This window comes from Neiella litorisoli (assembly GCF_014773395.1).
In the GTDB taxonomy this organism is placed as follows: Bacteria; Pseudomonadota; Gammaproteobacteria; order Enterobacterales; family Neiellaceae; genus Neiella; species Neiella litorisoli.
Map to the genome: position 1 here is coordinate 96,048 of NZ_JACXAF010000010.1, position 18,540 is coordinate 114,587.

The 18,540-nt window shown below is 50.5% G+C and carries 15 protein-coding genes; 8 read left to right on the forward strand and 7 right to left on the reverse strand.

Translation table 11 applies throughout. The annotated features are described in order from the left end of the window. Positions 1-13: 13 nt before the first annotated feature. Both msbA and IC617_RS09440 read right to left on the reverse strand, forming a co-directional pair. Positions 14-1,759 carry a lipid A export permease/ATP-binding protein MsbA gene (msbA, locus tag IC617_RS09435; protein WP_191144754.1) on the reverse strand — a complete coding sequence of 582 codons (1,746 nt, stop codon included), beginning with the start codon at positions 1,757-1,759 and terminating at the stop codon, positions 14-16. A gap of 68 nt (positions 1,760-1,827) precedes the next feature. Next, complete coding sequence (locus IC617_RS09440) at positions 1,828-4,101, reverse strand: DNA internalization-related competence protein ComEC/Rec2 (protein WP_191144755.1); 2,274 nt, start codon at positions 4,099-4,101, stop codon at positions 1,828-1,830. Positions 4,102-4,137: 36 nt separating this feature from the next. On the opposite strand from IC617_RS09440, the gene IC617_RS09445 reads away from it, so the two are divergent. Continuing rightward, the gene (locus IC617_RS09445) at positions 4,138-4,677 is read left to right on the forward strand and encodes a DUF2062 domain-containing protein (protein WP_191144756.1); all 540 of its coding nucleotides are present in this window, start codon (positions 4,138-4,140) and stop codon (positions 4,675-4,677) included. Between the two features lie 6 nt (positions 4,678-4,683). Here the strand turns inward: IC617_RS09445 and IC617_RS09450 are convergent, their stop codons facing one another. Genes IC617_RS09450 through IC617_RS09460 form a run of 3 tightly spaced genes read right to left on the reverse strand, consistent with a single transcriptional unit; the run spans position 4,684 to position 7,821 of the window. Next, entirely contained in the window at positions 4,684-5,916 is a 1,233-nt protein-coding gene (locus IC617_RS09450) for a lipoprotein-releasing ABC transporter permease subunit (RefSeq protein WP_191144757.1), read from the reverse strand. Continuing rightward, positions 5,913-6,590 (reverse strand): lipoprotein-releasing ABC transporter ATP-binding protein LolD, encoded by a 678-nt coding sequence (gene lolD / locus IC617_RS09455; protein ID WP_191144758.1) that lies wholly within the window; start codon positions 6,588-6,590, stop codon positions 5,913-5,915. The genes IC617_RS09450 and lolD overlap by 4 nt, the downstream gene beginning before the upstream one ends. After that, complete coding sequence (locus IC617_RS09460) at positions 6,583-7,821, reverse strand: lipoprotein-releasing ABC transporter permease subunit (protein WP_191144759.1); 1,239 nt, start codon at positions 7,819-7,821, stop codon at positions 6,583-6,585. Before IC617_RS09460 ends, lolD begins: the two co-directional genes overlap by 8 nt. A 101-nt stretch (positions 7,822-7,922) precedes the next feature. Here IC617_RS09460 and IC617_RS09465 point away from each other — a divergent pair, with 101 nt between their 5' ends. The 7 genes from IC617_RS09465 (at position 7,923) to fabA (ending at position 16,332) form a co-directional block, all read left to right on the forward strand. Next, a complete protein-coding gene (locus IC617_RS09465; protein ID WP_191144760.1) occupies positions 7,923-8,480 on the forward strand; it encodes a PilZ domain-containing protein in 558 nt (185 codons plus the stop codon). A 131-nt stretch (positions 8,481-8,611) separates the two neighbouring features. Further along, on the forward strand, positions 8,612-12,097 hold the full coding sequence (gene mfd / locus IC617_RS09470) for a transcription-repair coupling factor (protein ID WP_191144761.1): 3,486 nt from the start codon (positions 8,612-8,614) through the stop codon (positions 12,095-12,097). Then, positions 12,094-13,431, forward strand: a complete 1,338-nt coding sequence (locus tag IC617_RS09475; RefSeq protein ID WP_191144762.1) for a CsiV family protein — start codon at positions 12,094-12,096, stop codon at positions 13,429-13,431. The genes mfd and IC617_RS09475 overlap by 4 nt, the downstream gene beginning before the upstream one ends. 41 nt (positions 13,432-13,472) lie before the next feature. Then, complete coding sequence (locus IC617_RS09480; protein WP_191144763.1) at positions 13,473-13,661, forward strand: hypothetical protein; 189 nt, start codon at positions 13,473-13,475, stop codon at positions 13,659-13,661. Between the two features lie 83 nt (positions 13,662-13,744). Continuing rightward, positions 13,745-14,038: a hypothetical protein gene (locus IC617_RS09485; RefSeq protein WP_191144764.1), complete on the forward strand. Its 294-nt coding sequence runs from the start codon at positions 13,745-13,747 to the stop codon at positions 14,036-14,038. Further along, the gene (locus IC617_RS09490) at positions 14,035-15,735 is read left to right on the forward strand and encodes a S16 family serine protease (RefSeq protein WP_191144765.1); all 1,701 of its coding nucleotides are present in this window, start codon (positions 14,035-14,037) and stop codon (positions 15,733-15,735) included. The genes IC617_RS09485 and IC617_RS09490 overlap by 4 nt, the downstream gene beginning before the upstream one ends. A gap of 87 nt (positions 15,736-15,822) precedes the next feature. Beyond that, positions 15,823-16,332 (forward strand): bifunctional 3-hydroxydecanoyl-ACP dehydratase/trans-2-decenoyl-ACP isomerase, encoded by a 510-nt coding sequence (fabA, locus tag IC617_RS09495; RefSeq protein ID WP_191144766.1) that lies wholly within the window; start codon positions 15,823-15,825, stop codon positions 16,330-16,332. 86 nt (positions 16,333-16,418) lie between these two features. Here the strand turns inward: fabA and rmf are convergent, their stop codons facing one another. Both rmf and IC617_RS09505 read right to left on the reverse strand, forming a co-directional pair. After that, positions 16,419-16,592, reverse strand: a complete 174-nt coding sequence (rmf, locus tag IC617_RS09500) for a ribosome modulation factor (RefSeq protein WP_087505571.1) — start codon at positions 16,590-16,592, stop codon at positions 16,419-16,421. 178 nt (positions 16,593-16,770) lie between these two features. Beyond that, on the reverse strand, positions 16,771-18,540 hold the full coding sequence (locus IC617_RS09505) for a DUF3466 family protein (protein WP_191144767.1): 1,770 nt from the start codon (positions 18,538-18,540) through the stop codon (positions 16,771-16,773).

Sequence of the window (18,540 nt, forward strand, 5' to 3'; positions counted from 1 at the left end):
TACTCGTTGTTCACTAATCAGAGACCGAGTCGAACTGCAACCGGTGGAGCTGCGCATAGGCGCCATTGCGTTCAAGCAATTCTTGATGAGTGCCGATTTCAACGACATGGCCTTCATCAATCACGGCAATTTGGTTGGATTTTTCAATTGTCGACAAGCGATGCGCAACAACAATCGAGGTACGGTTTACTTGCAGTGACTCTAGCGCCTCTTGAATATAGCGCTCAGACTCAGTATCGAGCGCCGAGGTCGCCTCATCCAATATCAGAATTGGTGCATCGCGCAAAATAGCTCGAGCAATGGCCAAACGTTGGCGCTGGCCACCAGATAACGTCACGCCGTTCTGGCCGATCTGGGTGTCGAGCCCCTCGGGTAAGCGCTCGATAAACTCCATCGCATGGGCACTTTGCGCCGCTTCAATAATGCGCTCTCGGCTCACCTCGCCATCAAGACCATAGGCAATGTTATTGGCAACCGTGTCGTCAAACAAAATCACGTGTTGCGACACCACCGCAATTTGTCGGCGTAATGCCTTTAAGGTCAATTCGTCGATGGCAATGCCATCAATTTCAATTGAACCGGACTGCGGCTCATAAAAGCGCGTCAGCAATTGGGTGATGGTTGATTTGCCGCTACCTGAGCGCCCCACTAGGGCAAGCGACTGCCCCGCTTCGAGCGCCAGCGAAACTTTGTCGAGTGCGAGCGTTTCTTTTGTTGGATAGGCGAAAGTGACGTCAGTAAATTTGATTTCACCCTTGACGCGCTTGGGCGCAAAGTGCCCACGGTCGTCTTCTTCAAGCTGATCAATAATCTCGAAAATGGAGCGCGCGGCAGTTAAACCCCGTTGAAAATCAGATTGGACATTGGTCAGCTTTTTCAATGGTCGCAGCAAAAACAGCATGGCTGACACCATGGAGGTAAAAGTACCAGGGGTTAAGTCTTCCACCATACCCGGGATCGTTGCGGCATAAAGCACGCCTGCAAGGGCAAACGATGCCACCACTTGCACAATCGGTGACGACATGGCTTCAGTGGTTCGCAGTTTCATCAGCTGTTGGCGAGTCCGGTTGCTGACCTTTTCGAAACGTTGTTTTTCGATATCCTGACCGCCGTAGGACAGCATGACTTTGTGGCCGTTGAGCATCTGCTCTGTGGCACTCGTTACATCGCCCATGGCTGATTGGATCTGCTTGGAGACTTTACGAAAGCGCTTGCTGATCACCCGGACAATCAGCGCCACGACCGGGCCAACCACCAAAAATATCAGCGATAATTGCCAGCTATACCAAAACATTACCGCCAACAATCCAACCACAAAGGCGCCTTCCTGAACCAAAGTGATCAGCGCCTTACTCACCGCATTAGACACCTGCTCGGTGTTAAACGTGACCTTGGAAATCAGGTCGCCAGTACTGTTCTGGTCATAAAACGCGACGGGTAAATGAACCAAGCGAGAAAACATTTGCTGGCGCATCACCATCACGACATTTGAGCCAACCCATGCCAAACCATAACTGGAAATAAAGCTACAAATACCGCGCAAAATTAAGATCAGAATGACAAACACAGGGGCGTATTTGAGCACGTCGCTGCCGGGTTTCGACAGGCCATCATCAATCAATGGTTTAATCGAATAAACAAACAGAGAATCAACGCCGGCATAGCCAAGCATGCCAATAATGGCGATAGCAAAGCCCATACGAAACGGCTTGATGTAGGACAGTAATCGACGAAAATCGCTCGGCTGTTGAGATGCCATGACAGGTCTTTCATTGGAATGATTCGGCACATTGTAATGGCACGCGCTAGGATCGCAACCTAGACGCTCTATTCATTGACCTGACAGCGGTACCAGCTGGGCCAGATCAACTGACAAAAGGGCGTCATTTGCCAATGCTCACCTGCGGCGGTAAAGCGCATCATGCCATATTCGCTGCTGGCATAAGTGGTGATTGCGAATTGCTGATAGCGCTCAGCGACTAGCTCATTGGGCAACTGCCAGCGGTTACGAAATCCAGCCGAAAATACCGCTATTTGTGGTGACACTAATTCGATAAATTGACGTGACGATGAGGTCTTACTGCCATGATGCGGCGCAATTAAGAGACCAACATCAACATCCGCGGCGCGCAGTTGCGATTCAACGCCTCGACTAATGTCGCCTGGTAACAACAAGCTGGCCTCGCCAATGACCAGTTTCACCACACAGGACATGTCATTATCCGATGTCTTGCCCGCTACGGGTGAGGTCAGGTTGATCATCGTAAGCTGACCGATTTGCCACGTATGGGAGGCTAAGGCATGGTCGTGACAATGATGGAATTGCCAGTGTTCGTGGTGAGGCAGCGCCACAGGCGCAAAAGAGGTCAACACCGATTCGATGGTAAGCCGTGCACTTAGATGCGCAGCACTGCCGGCATGATCGTTATCATCGTGACTCAAGATTAACCAATTGATGTGATCGATACCCTGATAGGCAATATATGGATTAATGACCGCATCGGCCATATTAAAGCCACTTGGGTAGCTAGCCCCAACGTCGTAGACGATGCTGACTTCCTGATAACGAGCAATGACAGATAAGCCCTGACCGACATCCAACACGTCAACCGTGGGCGCCACACGCCAGTGCCGATATACCGCTGCCACAATCACCACATTGCTGACCATTGCCAGCACCAACAGCCAGCGGCGGCTCGGCAGTTTCGATAACAGCACCATCATTAGTACCACGGCGAGCAATACCAACATCAGCACCAAAGATGCCCAATCAAGCTGCACTAACTGACCTTGCCAATTGGCCAGTGGCATTAACAGCGCAACCATCAGCTGCAGTTGCCAATCAGCCGCGACCAGCAATAAGTGCCCAAGCGACGGGTGCAGCAAACTAATTAATGCGCCGCTTAAGGCTAGCGGTAAAATGGCAACACCCAGCCAAGGGATTGCCAGCAAGTTGACGAGTGGCGCTAGACTGCTCTGTTGGTTGAACAAGGCCACTTGCACGGGCACTAACGAAGCGACGATAACGAGCTGCATTACTGCTAATTTGCTGATCCGGCGCAGCTGCCATGCTTGGGTGACCTTGAGGGAAACAAACACCCCAGCAACGGCGGTAAAACTAAGCCAAAAACTAACCGAATAGGCAGTTTGCGGCGCTACCGTAATAAACAGCGCTGCAGTTAACCACAGCAACCGCCAACCCGAGATCTGCCAATGGCAAGCTTTAACGACAAGCCAGATCGCCAAAAACACAATAGCCCTGACGGTCGGTAGAGCAAATCCACTCAGTGCAGCATAAAGCGCGGCAACGAAGAAAGCAGCCACGGCGCAGTAAAGCTGACCCGTGGCGCTGTATTGACTAAATAGCAATCGACTCAAACCACTGAGCAGCAATAATGACGCGCCAAACACCATGCCGATGTGTAAACCAGAGATGGCCATGAGGTGGGCTGTTCCCGTATCGATAAATGCTTGGCGCACATCGTGCGATAACGAAGATCGGTCACCGATGACCAACGCAGCAAGGACGTCCGCTCGTTGATAAGGCGCAATCGCCAGTCCCAACTTTGACCGCAGCGAGCTCATCCAGTTGAGATTTGGCGGACTTGAACTAACCTGTTTTACGGTTTTGATGGTGCCTGTGGCGACGATATTCTCGCCTAACAAATAGCGGCGATAGCTGAAGCCTCCCAAATTGGCGAGCTCGTGGGGCGGCTTAGTCACGATATCGGCAATGAGGGTTTGGCCAGCGGTTAATGGCTGTGTTGGTCGGTACCAGCGCAGTTTTAAATACATCTGCCGATCGAGCGCGTCCGTTGTTGCCAAAATCTCGATTGCATCTTGTTGCGTCAGCGTGCGTACCATTTGTATAGACAAGGAAATGTCAGTGGATAGCTGATCTGCTTGATAAATTGCTGCGCGGTAGGTTAAAGCGTGATCAGACATCACCACCATAGCGGCGAGCGCTAACCCTATCCTGCGCCCGCGCTGCACCAACAAACAGATGCATGTTAGCGCGACACAGAGTATTATCGCCTGTCTTGGCAATACATCCGGCCACCAATTGGCCGACAGTGCGGTCAGTACGTAGATTATCAACATCGTCCGTGACGTTAATCAGTGAGTTCGTTGTACGCTATGCCCAGAAAGACTATCAAGCGCATCGTGCCAGCTCCGGAGTCCCTCCGGAATAATAAAAAGCTCGGTATTCTGGGCAGCCTCCTGCATGACCCAAATCTATTCCACATTAACCGCCGCAGCGCCGCTGGTGCATTTGCCATCGGTCTGTTCGTGGCGTTTTTACCGATCCCTTCTCAAATGATTGTAGCCGCTATTTTAGCTGGCGTTATGCGGGTTAACCTGCCCCTTTCGGTGGCATTGGTGTGGATCAGTAATCCAATCACTATGCCGCCCATGTTCTACTTCGCTTATAAAGTTGGGGTATGGACCACTGGTGCTACCGAATATAGCTTTACCTTTGAACTGAGCTGGGAGTGGTTGAAAAGCAGCGTGGTGCAACTTGGCCCGGCGTTTCTCGCTGGCTGCCTTATTTGCGGTGTAGTGTTTGGTTTAATCGGCTATTTCGGCATTCGGTTGTTATGGCGCTGGAGCGTCGTTAAAGAATGGCAAAAACGGCAACTACGCGAATCGACCAAAACCGACCGCGTCCGTTACTAGACCATGTTAATGGCCACCTAACTCCTGAGCAGGTTCAATTTTACTGGCTCGCCAAGCCGGATAAAGGGTCGACAAAATTGCCATCAGCCAAGCCACCGTAGCAACCAATAGCACATCTTCAACTTTCAGTACCGTTGGGATGTGATCGATAAAGTAAATATCGGCCGATAATAAATGGCGGCCGGTCAATGCTTCAAATGCCGAAATGATGTCATTGAGGTACAACGCCAGCAAGCTGCCAAGCGTCACGCCACTGACCACGCCAAGTAATCCAGACAACGCGCCCTGCCAAATAAAAGTGGCAATAATGCTCGCAGCTGATGAGCCCATGGTCAGTAAAATCGCAATTTCGCTGCGTTTATCCTGCACCGTCATCACTAATGTCGAGACGATGTTAAAACAAGCAACAGCAATGATCAGCGCCATGACAATGTAAACGACACCACGAACCATTTGGATATCTTGATAAACGTGGCCATGGGTTCGCATCCAGTCGGTGACATACACATACACCGGCAGTTGTGATGCGGCCTTGTAAGCAACCCGATTGGCGCTAAATATGTCCGTTACTTTTAACTCCAGACCATCAACACTATCGCCATTTGCTTTGATTGCCTGTGCCTGAGTTAAGCCGATAAAGCCGCTGATGCTATCGATCTGCCCGCCAAATTTGAAAATGGAAATCACCCGAAATGGGTAACTCTTCGGCGCTTTAAGACTTCCCTGATTCGATGCAATCAACACATTGACCGAATCACCCACTGCAACGTTTAGCGCAGTGGCAAGCCCTGCCCCAAGAATGAGTTCGCCATTTTGCAGCGTCTCGGTAACGCTTGGCGCTAGGTAGCTCTGATAACTGGAGACTTGCGCCTGTGATGCTGAGTCGATGCCACGCAGTTGCACGGCCCGCAGCGTTTCCCCACGGACAATCATGGCGCTGAACTGAATAAAAGGAGCAACGCCCTCAATTCCCTCAATGCCAGATAATTGCTGCTGGAACCCTTGCCAGTTGGTCATCGGCCGTTGCAGAGTGACAATTTCGGCGTCAGGGATCACCCCTAGCAATTTCTCCTTCAGGGCGTTTTCGAAGCCATTCATGGCACTTAACACCAGAATGATCGCCACCAAGCCAACCGTTATCCCGATGGTGGATGAGGCGCTGATAAACGACACCATCTTGCTTGAACGGCGCGCCGTCATAAAACGCAGCGCGGTTAGCAGCGACAGCGGCATGTTCATGAGATCAACTGACCGTGTTGCAGCGTTAAGGTCCGATCCATTTGTGTCGCGAGCTGCAAATCATGGGTGACAATCACAAAGCTGGTATTTAATTTCTGGTTGAGCTCAAGTAACAAGGCGAAAACCTCTGCGCCTGTCGTTTGGTCCAAATTACCGGTAGGTTCATCGGCCAACACCAGTTTCGGCTCGTTGACCACGGCTCTGGCAATCGCTACCCGTTGACGCTCGCCACCAGAGAGCTCTGCCGGTCGATGGCTCAGCCGGTGGGCCAAACCGACGCGCTCTAAAATGTCGCCGGCGCGTTGTTTCGCGCGCTGCGGCTGCTCGCCACCGATCAATAGCGGCATACAGACGTTTTCTAATGCGCTGAATTCACTGAGCAAATGATGGAATTGATAGACAAAACCAAGCTGTGCATTGCGATATTGCGCCGCTTGCTTACGGTTGAGGTCAAGTAGATTGGTGCCATTGCAAATTAGCTCACCACTGTCGGGTCGGTCCAACAGCCCAAGAATATGCATCAAGGTACTTTTACCAGAGCCAGAGCTACCCACCACAGCGAGCATTTCGGCAACCTTTAAGTCAAAATTGATGTCATGTAACACCGGCGTCGTGACTTTGCCGTCTTGATAAGATTTTCCTATCTGACGCGCTTGCATCAGTACATCAGTCATATCGCAATGCCTCCGCGGGCTCGATTGCAGCAGCTTGGCGCGCTGGATAAAGGGTGGCGACAAAGCTAAGCACGATGGCCATTGCCGCAATGGCAAAAATTTGAGAATAGCGCAGGTCAACTGGCAGGCTAAAAGCGTCATAACCGGGCGTTGCAACCACTTGAATGCCGGTAAATGCCAGTACCGCATCGAGGTTCAATACCAGTAGCAGTCCGACCACAGTGCCGATCAGCGCACCAATCACGCCCTGCGCGCACCCTTGAATCATAAACACCTGAGTAATTTGAGATGGGCTCAAGCCGAGGGTTTGTAAAATGGCCACTTCGCCTTGCTTGTTGGCAACAATAAGGAACAAAGCAGAAATGATGTTAAAGGCCGCCACGGCAATGATCAGCAGCAGCATAAACCACATCATTTTCTTTTCCATCGACACCGCGGCAAACAAGTCGCCATGGCTTTGTTGCCAACTCGTCACCTGCCAATCTTGATGATGTCGGTTGATCTCACTCACAACCTGCGGAGCTAAGAACGCATCGGTGAGATACAAGCGCAGCCCTTCAGCACTTCCTGCTGGCTGCCGAATTAGGCGGGCGGTATCTGTCAAGCGCGCATAAGCAAACTGCAAATCTGCCTCTGAACCCATTTGGAACAAACCGACAACCGTGAACTTGCGTTGATTGGGCATTTGCCCGAACGGCGTGTGGCGAGCTCCTTCCATTACTGACAAGCGCACTCGCTGACCGACGCCAACACCGAGTTTTCGGGCCAGCGCGCGACTGATAATGATGCCGTACTTAGTCTCTGCCAAAGTCGCCAACGAGCCTTCGAGCATTGCCGCAGTTAATGGCGATACCGCTTGCTCATATTGGCCATCAACACCAATGAGTTGCACGCCAGTCATTTGCTGGCTCGATTGAATGATGGCTTGCGATTCAACAAAGGGGACCGCGCCGCGGACCTGGTCGATGGCAGATAACGACTCGATCAGCGCCGCTTGGTCATCGGCACTAATGAACTGTTGCTGACTGACTACGACTTGCGGCACTAAGCCGAGGATCCGCTGTTTTAATTCGCGCTCAAAGCCATTCATCACCGACACCACGACGACGAGCGCCATGACCCCGAGCAAGATCCCTGCGGTGGAGAAAAAATTGATAAAAGAGACAAAGCCACTGCCCTTTTGCGCTTTTGCGTAGCGAAGTCCAATGAAAACGGCAGCAGGTCGAAACATAAAAATGAGTTATTCGTGTTGTAAAAGTTTTACCGAGACAGCAAGTTACTGGATAATACCGACGAAAACAAACAGAAGCACAGGCAAAAGGCTCGCTATCCATGGATCGTTCCAGTTATTTCAGTGTCGATTATCAGACCAATATTAATGTCAAAGCCCTCCCTGAAGGCACCAATCTTCCCACTGAAAGCGACTTTGCAAAAGAAATCCCGCAACCGTTTCTGATTAGTTCCGAAGTGAACCATATCGAAGCGGCTTCACTGCGCAGTCTACGTAAAATCGGCGATGCCAACGACGAATTGGCCGATTACCTCGCCAACCAATCGCGAAAAATTGATGTGATTTTGAGCTATGTATTGCAGCTGCAAGATGATCCAGCCGACCGTTATGTTACCGAGCGGATCAGCGCAAGTGGCTTGGCGTTCCAGTCGACACAGCGTTATGATCCTGGCCAGCACGTCCAGCTTAAAATCTTTTTGCCAGAAGAAGCCGTAGCAGTGTACGCCTATGGTCAAGTCAATGCTGTCGCCGAGCAAGACAGTCGCTATACCATTGATGTCAACTATTGCTTGCTACGCGAAGAAGACCAAGAGCACTTGATCCGGGCGACCTTGCATATTCAGACCAAGCAACTGCAGCAACGGCGTAACCAACAATAATAAGACGACAGCCATTAAAATAGCGCTAAGCTTTGAATCAAGCTGTATCGCTAGACAGCGCCTGTTGATCATTGAGTCCACGCGTTGCTACTCGATACCGCCCAAACGAACTTAACAAAGATCGAAATTTAATGACCGCAAACAGCCTCTTTCAACACGTCATTCATGACATTCCTCAAGATCCGCAACAGCAACGCTTTTGGCACAGCTATCATGGGTGCTCGCTATCACTGGCGATTGCCGAAACCGCTGCAGCGGCTGACGCGCCAATTGTGTTGATTGCGCCGGATACCAGCACCGCACTGCGGATGGAATCGGAACTCAAGTATTTTGCCAAATCCCATGGTTTAGGCGTGCAATTGTTTCCCGATTGGGAAACCCTGCCCTACGATCAGTTTTCACCGCATCAGGACATTGTCAGCCAGCGCATCGCCACCTTGTACCACATGCGCCAGCTCAGCAAAGGTATTGTGATCATTCCGATCAATACCTTAATGCTGAAAATCGCTCCGACTGAATATATTGACCAATCAGCGCTGATCCTTAATCCAGGCGACAAACTGGATATGCATCAGCTTCGCCAACGACTCGAAAAATCTGGTTATAACCCAGTTCAACAAGTATTAGAGCATGGCGAATTCGCCGCCCGCGGCAGCTTACTCGATGTCTTCCCAATGGGCATGGATGAGCCGGTGCGCATCGATTTTTTCGATGACGAAGTCGACTCGCTACGGTTATTCGATCCCGAAACCCAGCGCAGTAGCGATACGCTCGATGGCCTTAACCTGCTGCCGGCGCATGAATTCCCGCTCGACGATGCCGGTATTGAGCGTTTCCGCCGACAATTCCGCGAACGCTTTACCATCAGCAATGACAAGGATTCGATTTACCAGCAAGTCAGCCGCGGGATTGCTGCGGCCGGTATTGAATATTATCTGCCGCTGTTTTTTGACCAATGCGGCACCCTGTTTGACTATTTACCAAGCAACACCGTATTTGTACTTTGGGATGGCGTTGAGCAAACGGCACAACAGTTTCTCAGTGATGTCGACAAGCGCTATGAGGATCGCCGTTATGATCCAATGCGGCCCATCCTCGAACCTGCCGAGGTGTTCCTTTCGGTCATTGATTTAATGACCGCGCTGAAGCAGCAGCGTCGGGTGCAATTACTGGACAAACCCAGCCGCCGCGCTGGCAATATTAAATTCGATACCAAAGCCATTCCCGATCTACGGGTAGATGGCCAAAGCGACGCCCCGCTCGCTGCGCTCGAGAGTTTCATTGCCAAATCCGATCATCGGATTTTATTCAGCGTCGAGTCAGAAGGCCGCCGCGAAGCGTTACTCGAGTTATTAAAACCGCTAAAACTCAGCATTGAACAAAGCAGTGGCATTGAATCATTTGTTCAATCCAGCAGCCGCTTTGGTTTAATCATCTGCCCTGCCGAACATTCTTTTGCCGCGCCAGCGAAACAACTGCTATTTGTCACCGAATCGGAGTTTCTCGGTAAGCGGGTGATGCAGAAACGCCGTCGCGATAAGCAAAAAGGCATTAGCAGTGAAGGGGTGATCCGCAATCTAGCCGAGCTGCAAATCGGCCAACCCGTGGTTCACTTAGATCATGGTGTTGGACGCTACACCGGCTTGCAAACACTGGATGCTGGCGGCATGACAAACGAGTTTGTCACGCTTGAGTATGCCGGTGGCGATAAGCTTTACGTGCCGGTCTCCGGCCTTCATTTAATTGGTCGCTACACAGGTGGTGATGCCGACACGGCTCCGCTAAACCGGCTTGGTACCGACCAATGGGAAAAAGCCAAGCGTAAAGCTGCAGAAAAAGTTCATGATGTTGCTGCCGAACTGCTCGATATTTACGCCCAACGGGCTGCCAAACCCGGTTATGGCTTTAACTTAGAACAAGCGGCATATCAGCAATTTTGTGCCGGCTTTCCATTTGAAGAAACCTTCGATCAGCAAAACGCAATCGACAATGTCATCAATGATATGACGCGCAATCAAGCCATGGATCGCCTGGTTTGTGGTGACGTTGGCTTTGGTAAAACCGAGGTCGCAATGCGCGCTGCATTCGTCGCGGTGAATGACGGTAAACAAGTGGCACTATTGGTACCAACAACGCTGCTGGCACAGCAGCACTTTGAGAACCTGCGCGACCGATTTGCCAACTGGCCGGTGCGGGTTGAAGTGTTGTCCCGATTTAATTCAAGCAAGCAAACCAACGCCATTCTCAACGACATCACTGAAGGTAAAGTCGATATTGTCGTTGGTACCCACAAATTGCTGTCGCCGGATGTTAAGTTTGCCGATCTTGGCCTGCTGATTGTTGATGAAGAACATCGCTTTGGCGTGCGCCAAAAAGACAAGATCAAAGCGCTTCGTGCCGATGTTGATATCCTCACGTTAACAGCCACACCAATCCCGCGAACCCTCAACATGGCGATGAGCGGCATGCGCGATCTATCGATCATAGCCACCCCGCCCGCCAAGCGGCTGGCGGTCAAAACCTTCGTCCGGCAAATGGATGACTTGCAGGTCAAAGAAGCAATTATCCGGGAAGTGTTGCGGGGCGGTCAGGTTTATTACCTTCACAATGAAGTTGAAACCATCGAACATGTCGCCGAAAAGCTGGCTGAATTAGTTCCCGAATCACGGATCGCCATTGCCCATGGTCAAATGCGCGAACGTGAGCTCGAAGAAGTGATGTCCGATTTCTATCATCAGCGTTTCAATGTGTTGGTCTGTACCACCATTATTGAAACCGGCATTGATGTGCCCTCGGCTAACACCATTATTATTAATCGCGCGGATAAGTACGGGTTGGCCCAGTTGCACCAGTTGCGCGGTCGAGTTGGCCGAAGTCATCACCAAGCCTACGCTTACCTGTTTACGCCGCATCCTAAAGCGATGACCAAAGATGCCGCCAAACGTTTAGAAGCCATTGAACAACTCGAAGATCTAGGCGCCGGTTTTGCCTTAGCCACCCACGACTTAGAGATCCGTGGCGCCGGCGAGCTACTTGGCGACGATCAAAGCGGTCAAATTGAAACCATCGGTTTTAGTCTCTACATGGAAATGCTCGAACAAGCAGTTGAAGCCCTTAAACAAGGCAAGCAACCAAGCCTCGACAGCCTACTCGGTGAGCAGACCGAAATTGAGCTGCGCTTACCGGCGTTATTGCCCGATGATTACATTCACGATGTTAACCAACGTCTGTCGCTGTACAAGCGCATTGCATCAGCGCCAGATCAAGAAGCATTGCACGAGTTACAGGTCGAGCTAATTGATCGTTTCGGCTTGTTACCGGAAGCCAGTAAAAACTTGTTCCACATTGCCAACATGAAACTTTCCGCAGCCAAACTTGGTATTAGCAAGGTTGAGCTGGGCCATCAAAGTGGCCAGCTGTTATTCAAACAGGACACCAAAGTGGCACCGGAGAAGATCATTGGCCTTATCCAGAGTCAACCGGCATACTACCGGATGGAAGGACCAAACAAGTTAAAACTGATGGCTGGTGAGCCCGAACCGGCCCAACGTATTGCAATCATTCAGGAATTATTAACTGAGTTAACACCTGAAACTAAAGGAGAATTAGTTCAGTGAGCCCTTTGAAATATTTGACGTTGCCAGTGTTGGCCGCAAGCTTGATTGCGCCTGCTCAAGCCCGCTGGTTTGAGGTAGAAGTCATTCTGTTCTCCAGAATTCAAGATCCAACTCAACTTGACGAAGACTTCGAAGCGCCGCGAGCAAGCAAGGTCAACGCAAAATCACTCGACTTATTCTCTGCCTTTTTACTCGCTCCTGATGACTGCCCGCAACCGGAGCCGCCAGCACCACCTTTAGCTGCGCTAGCCGACGAAGGTTTAGCTCTGATTGGGCAACCATTTAATCCAGAACAGCCTCTGGGTAGCGCCAATGAATTGACCGAAGAGCAACAGGTTGCTGAGCTACTGGAGCAACCACAAGCCGCCGCTGATGACGTTGAGCAAGGCGTTCGCTATGACGAATTTGGCTTTCCTATTGCCGATGACACCACAACAGCACTGGCCGAGTCTGAGCTAGAGCCTGAACGGACGCCAGAGGAACAATTAGCCTATGAGCAATGGTTAAGCGATTGCCAAAAACCGCGCAGTTATGATGAATTAAGCCAACTCCCTGTGGCCATGACGCCACACCAAATTCCAGAGTGGGACCAAGGCCCCTACCTATTGAGTGCAGATCTGCTGCAGTTATCCGAGGCGCGAGAAAAACTAGCCAATGGTGGCGCGTATAAACCAATGTTGCATGCTGGCTGGCGGATCGACATTGATAGCAAGCGCCGGATGCCAGCGATTAAGCTCATCGCCGGCCACAACTTCGGCAGTCGTTACTCCGCCGATGGCTGGGAACACCCAGTTGAGCAACCCGAAGAAACATTAATAGGCGGCGATGATAGCAGCTTGCTCGCGCCAGTTTCAGACGGTCAAGACGCCGAATCGCAGCAGTTAGCCAGTCCTGAGTCGGAAGCCGAAATCATGCTACCTGCAACAACCGGTAACGATGGTTGGCAAGAGGTTGACCTCAATAATACGCCTATTGAATACAAACCAGCGGTGTGGGAATTAGAAGCGGATCTGCACATTTGGCTTGCCACTTGGCTCCATATTGAAACCGACTTGGTATTACGGCGCTCCGGTCGTAAATCACCGCAAGAACTCGAAGATACCGATGCCGTGTTGCTACCAACAGAGTCAACCAGCACATTAGTGTCTGACGCCGCAACGGTGCCCTACTTGTTCAATTACAACATGTCGCAATTTCGCCGCGTGCGGAGTAGTGAAATTCACTACTTTGATCACCCGATGTTCGGTATGATTTTGCAAATCCGGCCCTATGAACCAAGGCCTGAACCAGAACAACCGCCAGAAACTGAAATCAATACAGTTCCGGCAATGTAAATGATTAATGGCGCCTGTACTCAGGCGCTAACAAGGCAACAATGACAGTAAACAACCAACTCAGTGCCAGCTTGCAAACGATTCAAGCGGCACTCAGCCAAAGCCAACAAATTCAGCAGGCGCAGTTAGGGCTGCAACTGCTGCAGGCTGCGACCAGCTCTGAAGCGTCAAGCTCGGCCCAAGCGCCATCCCCCAACGGCAACTCGACCGGCATCTCAGTTTTTGTATAATTATCTAATTGGTTTACAAACCATTATTGGACATCGCAAGATGTCTTATACTGTCTTAACGCTTTCATCGGAAACAACACAATATGGCCGCGCTACTGATCACTTTTCGTCTCGATAAACCGACTAACGATCCGGATTACGTCAAAGTCATCCAAGTGATAAAACTCTACCCGTTTTGCATGATCGGCGAAGGAGCGGTTGCAATCGCTACTGAAGAAAGTCCGGCCCAAGTATTTTTGCGCTTCAAACCGTTTCTGGCCGAACGGGACGTATTACTGATCACAACCTTGACCAAACCCCACTACGGTTTACACAAAACCAATGTTTTACAATGGATTGAAGAGCACGCCAGTACGCCGATAGGCGCAGCCGAATGAGCCAATCGTTAAACTATCAAGCGGTTACGCTACCGTGTAGTGAGCCGCAGCAGCTCCACTATGGTCAGAACGAATTAACCGACACCTTAACAACCAGTCTAAAGACTGGGCTCCATTGCCGAATTTGCACGCCTCCTGGGGTATCACTGCAGCAACTTGTGGATGCAATTGATTTGCCCAACACACCAAAGAGTGGAGGCCAAACCATCGCGTTTGACGGTGACCTCGGTCAATTGGTGCAAAGCGAGCCGCCGCCGGAGGAACACGCGAGTGAACCACTGTGGTGTTCGCTGCTCAATTATCAGACGCTATTTGGTCATCTAAGTTATCGTGATGACAATTGGCACTTCACCCCTGGCTTGCTCTGGCAAGCAGCCAACCGGTTCGTGTTTATCGATGCTGCACAGTTACTTAATGAGCCGCGCTGCGCGGATGCGCTGATTGCAACATTGCAAAGCGGCCATATTCAATTGCAATTTCACGGCAGCAATAAAGTGCCAGCACCGCTTCTTCCTAGCGCACAATTTAACGGTTTGGTCGCGCTCCATGGCACCGCCAGTGAACTTTATGAACTTGCCGAATGCTATCCGCAATTAGCGACCGTGTTGCCACTGCATGTTGAATTACGCGACCGTATTCATCATCAACAAGCGCCTCACTACCTCGGTTACTTAACTAGCCTGCTGCAACAGCAACAAGTCACGATCACCGACTGCGGCTTACAAGCGCTGGCTCAGTACGCCTCAAAACTCGCTGAGCACAACCACTACTTTTCCCTTGAAGGCAGTAAAATCACGGCTCTGATCCGCGAAATCAAAACAGACAATCAAACCGAGATTGCTGCTAACGACGTTGCCGCCGCCCTCGTCAAACGCCAGCAACGCATTGCCAACTTATCCCAAGCCAGCTATCAGGACTTTATCGATGGCAGTATGCTGTTGGATGTTACCGGCAGCAAAGTCGGCCAGATAAATGGCTTAACTGTGGTCGATATCGGCGACATCAGTTACGGCGAGCCGGTTCGGATCACCGCCAGTGTTCACTACGGCGATGGCGACGTTATCGATATCGAGCGCAAAGCGGAGCTGGCCGGAAATATCCACGCTAAAGGCACCATGATTTTGGCAGCTTATGTCAGCCAAATCTTTGCCAAAGATGCCCCATTGCACCTATCGGCTAATATCGTTTTTGAGCAGTCTTACTATGAGGTCGATGGTGATTCGGCATCATTGGCGGAGCTAGTCGCTCTGCTGAGTGCCATTGGTCGCATACCAGTACATCAACATATGGCCGTGACCGGTGCCATTGACCAATTTGGCAATGTTCAGTCCATTGGCGGTATCAATCAGAAGGTTGAAGGCTTTTGGTCAGTGGCAAGTCAACTGGCGCCGGAGCAAGTCATCAGCATCGTGATGCCAAAATCAAACCTGTTGCAGTTCAATCCTGATGATGCGGTGAGACAAGCCATTACCGATGGCCGCTTGAAGATCTGCTGCGTCAGCCATGTTTCTGAAGCAATTGAAATACTCACGGGGATGAAGTCAGGTATTGGCGAAGAAGATCGCCAACAGCGCTATCCGCTCGATACTGTCTATGGCCGTGTGCAGTTGCGTTTGCTCGATCTGGCAGATCCGCTTGAATCAACTAGTCTAAGTTGGCTGCAAAAACTTAAATATTGGCTCAAAGGCGATGAATAATGCCCGATGTTTGACATCGGACTTGTTTAGCGTACAACTGTTCGCTAATCTTTGCCGACTTTAATTTGCTGTACTAACAGGAATATCATGCAAGCTTCATTTGAAAAGCAAGATTTGCTCGATTGCGCCCACGGTAAAATGTTTGGCCCAGGCAATGCTCAGTTACCTGCTCCAAATATGCTGATGATGGACCGCGTCGTCACCATCACTGATGAAGGTGGTGAATTTGGCAAAGGCCAAATCATTGCTGAACTCGATATTAATCCCGATTTGTGGTTTTTCGATTGCCACTTCCCTGGCGACCCAGTGATGCCTGGTTGCTTAGGCTTGGATGCGATGTGGCAGCTGGTTGGCTTTTTCTTAGGTTGGACTGGCGGTAAAGGCCGTGGTCGCGCGTTAGGCGTTGGTGAAGTGAAATTCACCGGACAAATCTTGCCAACGGCGAAGAAGGTGACTTATACCATCGATATTAAGCGCAAGATTAACCGTAAGCTGGTGATGGGTCTTGCCGATGGTAAAGTTGATGTCGATGGCAAAGTCATTTACACCGCTTCTGATTTGAAAGTTGGCCTGTTTACCGATACCTCGGGTTTCTAAACAAAAGCTCCAACGATTGAAAAACGAAAACGCCCCGATTATGGGGCGTTTTTTAGTTTGGTGAGAATTGACACCAGCGCATTGTATTAGCGGAAAAGTCCGTCAGCTCGCTCAGTCATGGCTTCACGCCATCCCAATAACCAACTCGACCGACTATCGAGAGATTGATAGGGACAATTTTCTCTTGATCGTCCCAGTACGCCGGCCTGATAGCCACGGGCCTGAGCCCTGTGTAACCGATTGCGCTTCTGTCGCTTCATCCTGTCTTCCTCTTTTGGCCAAACAATGATTACGAAACCGTAGCTTCACTAGTAAGATTTATAGAGTTTGATTCAAAGGTCAAAGCAAAGCCTGTTAGTTTAGTTCTTGACAGTTGCTAACAGGCTGGATTTGATGAATTTTTTATTAAAGATTTTTTACGATTAAAAATCTAATTCTTTATCGCGAAACGCTATAACGACGACGGAACCACCAAGCAATTGGCAATGCAACCAACCACATACCAAAGCTTGCCCCTTCACGCTTATTCTTCGGGAAGGCTTCATCTTTGTCGGTGCAGTTGTCGTAATCACCGCCATCAATTGGCTTTAACGCGACAGCACGCGCCACAGTGGTGGTGATTGGGTCACCGTTGCTATCGAACACTGGATCGCCTTCAACAGTCAGAAGTGGCATTTGCGTTGTTGCAGTTGCCAAGATGACACCATCGTTGCGGATCACATTGGCTTCAACAATATCCAAGTCAGAAATACAGCCAACCGCGTCATTTAAGTCGATGAAGGTGTCTGAGCGAATGTCATAGAGATAGCCATGACGACGGCGAGTCACGTTGCCTGGACGCGGCTCCCATTCAAATTCACCAACAATGACATCATGATCGTTGATCGACTTGGCCGTCATTGACGAGCTATCGAAAAATGATGGTACCTCGACCATTTCTGGGAAGTCGGCATTAATGTCGTAATACCAAGCCTTAGTGCGCCAGAAACCGTTCACTAAACGGGTTGCAAAGCCAATGGCAATATCATTGTTGTTGAGTGCCGTCGCGCGCGATACCACTGCGCTATCGCTGCTGGCCTGATAGACTGACCGGTCGGTAATATCGAGAATACCGACATCATTTGGGCTGTATTGGGTGTAGATCACCGCATACTCGCGCAGCAATTGCAGGCTTGGGTTGTCCGGTGTCACATAGTTATCAGCACTACCGGCAGCGTAGCCATTGTCGTTCGCGGCATAAGCTTGCGACACTAGCCGAGCATTAACGCCAGGCGGCAATTCCACAGGGCTACCCAGCGAGCGCGTCCACACCACATTTTGGTTGCTATCCAGCTGCCACAAGAAAGCTTCAATGTTATAAACCGAGAAGCCAATTTGGCCGGAGTTTGCTTCGTAGTCACAAACAATTTCCGGCAGGTTGCGATCGTAAATACACGCGTCATGTGCTTCGCGAGCGCCATTAACTAACGATACCGAGGCGTAACCGGCAACCAAATTGGAATCACTGATGTCGTAAGCACCGCTAACGCCACCGAACTCCATTTCTTCTGGATACAGTGCGACGCGCTCGCCATCTGGGTCATCACCGGCTTTGTAAACAAAGCCGCGGCTGGCGAAGTCACGTAAAATGGCGTAGGTTTCGTCGTGCGTTTCTTCACTTTCCCACTTGTAAACATAATACGGCGCCGAGCCGTAACCGGTAGCAACCCGCTTATCATTGACGGCAAAAAAGTAATCATCGGTTGTTTCACGATATTCGCCATCTTCAGGGTTAATGGTGTCCCAAACGTTTACTCGGTCCCATTCGCGAAGCGAATCGTTAATCAGCGCCTTGTACTTGGACTGATAGGCGGTCATAAAACGAAGATCGGCATCTTCAATTTCGTCAACGATTTCTTCTTCGTCGCCGTCACCGTTTAAATCATATTCACCAAGGTTGCTATTCTCTGGGGCTGGTGTCAGCGGGTAGTTTTCATCATCACCTGGGTCTAAGTCGCCATCGTCGTAGACAGGAATCGGAGAGCCTGCGCCAACAACAACACCGGTATCGGAACGGGGACTGGTGCCATCCAGTGCGTAGGTATGAACTTCGCCCTCTTCACTAACGGTCAACTCAATGACTTCATATAGCGCGGCGTGACTATTTAATGCGAGTGCCGACAATACCGCGGCACAAATCGGTGAGACGCAACGATGCAACTGCTTCAT

Coding starts and splice junctions, on each gene's coding strand:
- msbA (WP_191144754.1), bottom strand. CDS start 1,759: ATGGCATCTCAACAGCCGAGCGATTTTCGTCGATTACTGTCCTACATC.
- IC617_RS09440 (WP_191144755.1), bottom strand. CDS start 4,101: ATGTTGATAATCTACGTACTGACCGCACTGTCGGCCAATTGGTGGCCG.
- IC617_RS09445 (WP_191144756.1), top strand. CDS start 4,138: ATGCCCAGAAAGACTATCAAGCGCATCGTGCCAGCTCCGGAGTCCCTC.
- IC617_RS09450 (WP_191144757.1), bottom strand. CDS start 5,916: ATGAACATGCCGCTGTCGCTGCTAACCGCGCTGCGTTTTATGACGGCG.
- lolD (WP_191144758.1), bottom strand. CDS start 6,590: ATGACTGATGTACTGATGCAAGCGCGTCAGATAGGAAAATCTTATCAA.
- IC617_RS09460 (WP_191144759.1), bottom strand. CDS start 7,821: ATGTTTCGACCTGCTGCCGTTTTCATTGGACTTCGCTACGCAAAAGCG.
- IC617_RS09465 (WP_191144760.1), top strand. CDS start 7,923: ATGGATCGTTCCAGTTATTTCAGTGTCGATTATCAGACCAATATTAAT.
- mfd (WP_191144761.1), top strand. CDS start 8,612: ATGACCGCAAACAGCCTCTTTCAACACGTCATTCATGACATTCCTCAA.
- IC617_RS09480 (WP_191144763.1), top strand. CDS start 13,473: ATGACAGTAAACAACCAACTCAGTGCCAGCTTGCAAACGATTCAAGCG.
- IC617_RS09485 (WP_191144764.1), top strand. CDS start 13,745: ATGGCCGCGCTACTGATCACTTTTCGTCTCGATAAACCGACTAACGAT.
- IC617_RS09490 (WP_191144765.1), top strand. CDS start 14,035: ATGAGCCAATCGTTAAACTATCAAGCGGTTACGCTACCGTGTAGTGAG.
- fabA (WP_191144766.1), top strand. CDS start 15,823: ATGCAAGCTTCATTTGAAAAGCAAGATTTGCTCGATTGCGCCCACGGT.
- rmf (WP_087505571.1), bottom strand. CDS start 16,592: ATGAAGCGACAGAAGCGCAATCGGTTACACAGGGCTCAGGCCCGTGGC.
- IC617_RS09505 (WP_191144767.1), bottom strand. CDS start 18,540: ATGAAGCAGTTGCATCGTTGCGTCTCACCGATTTGTGCCGCGGTATTG.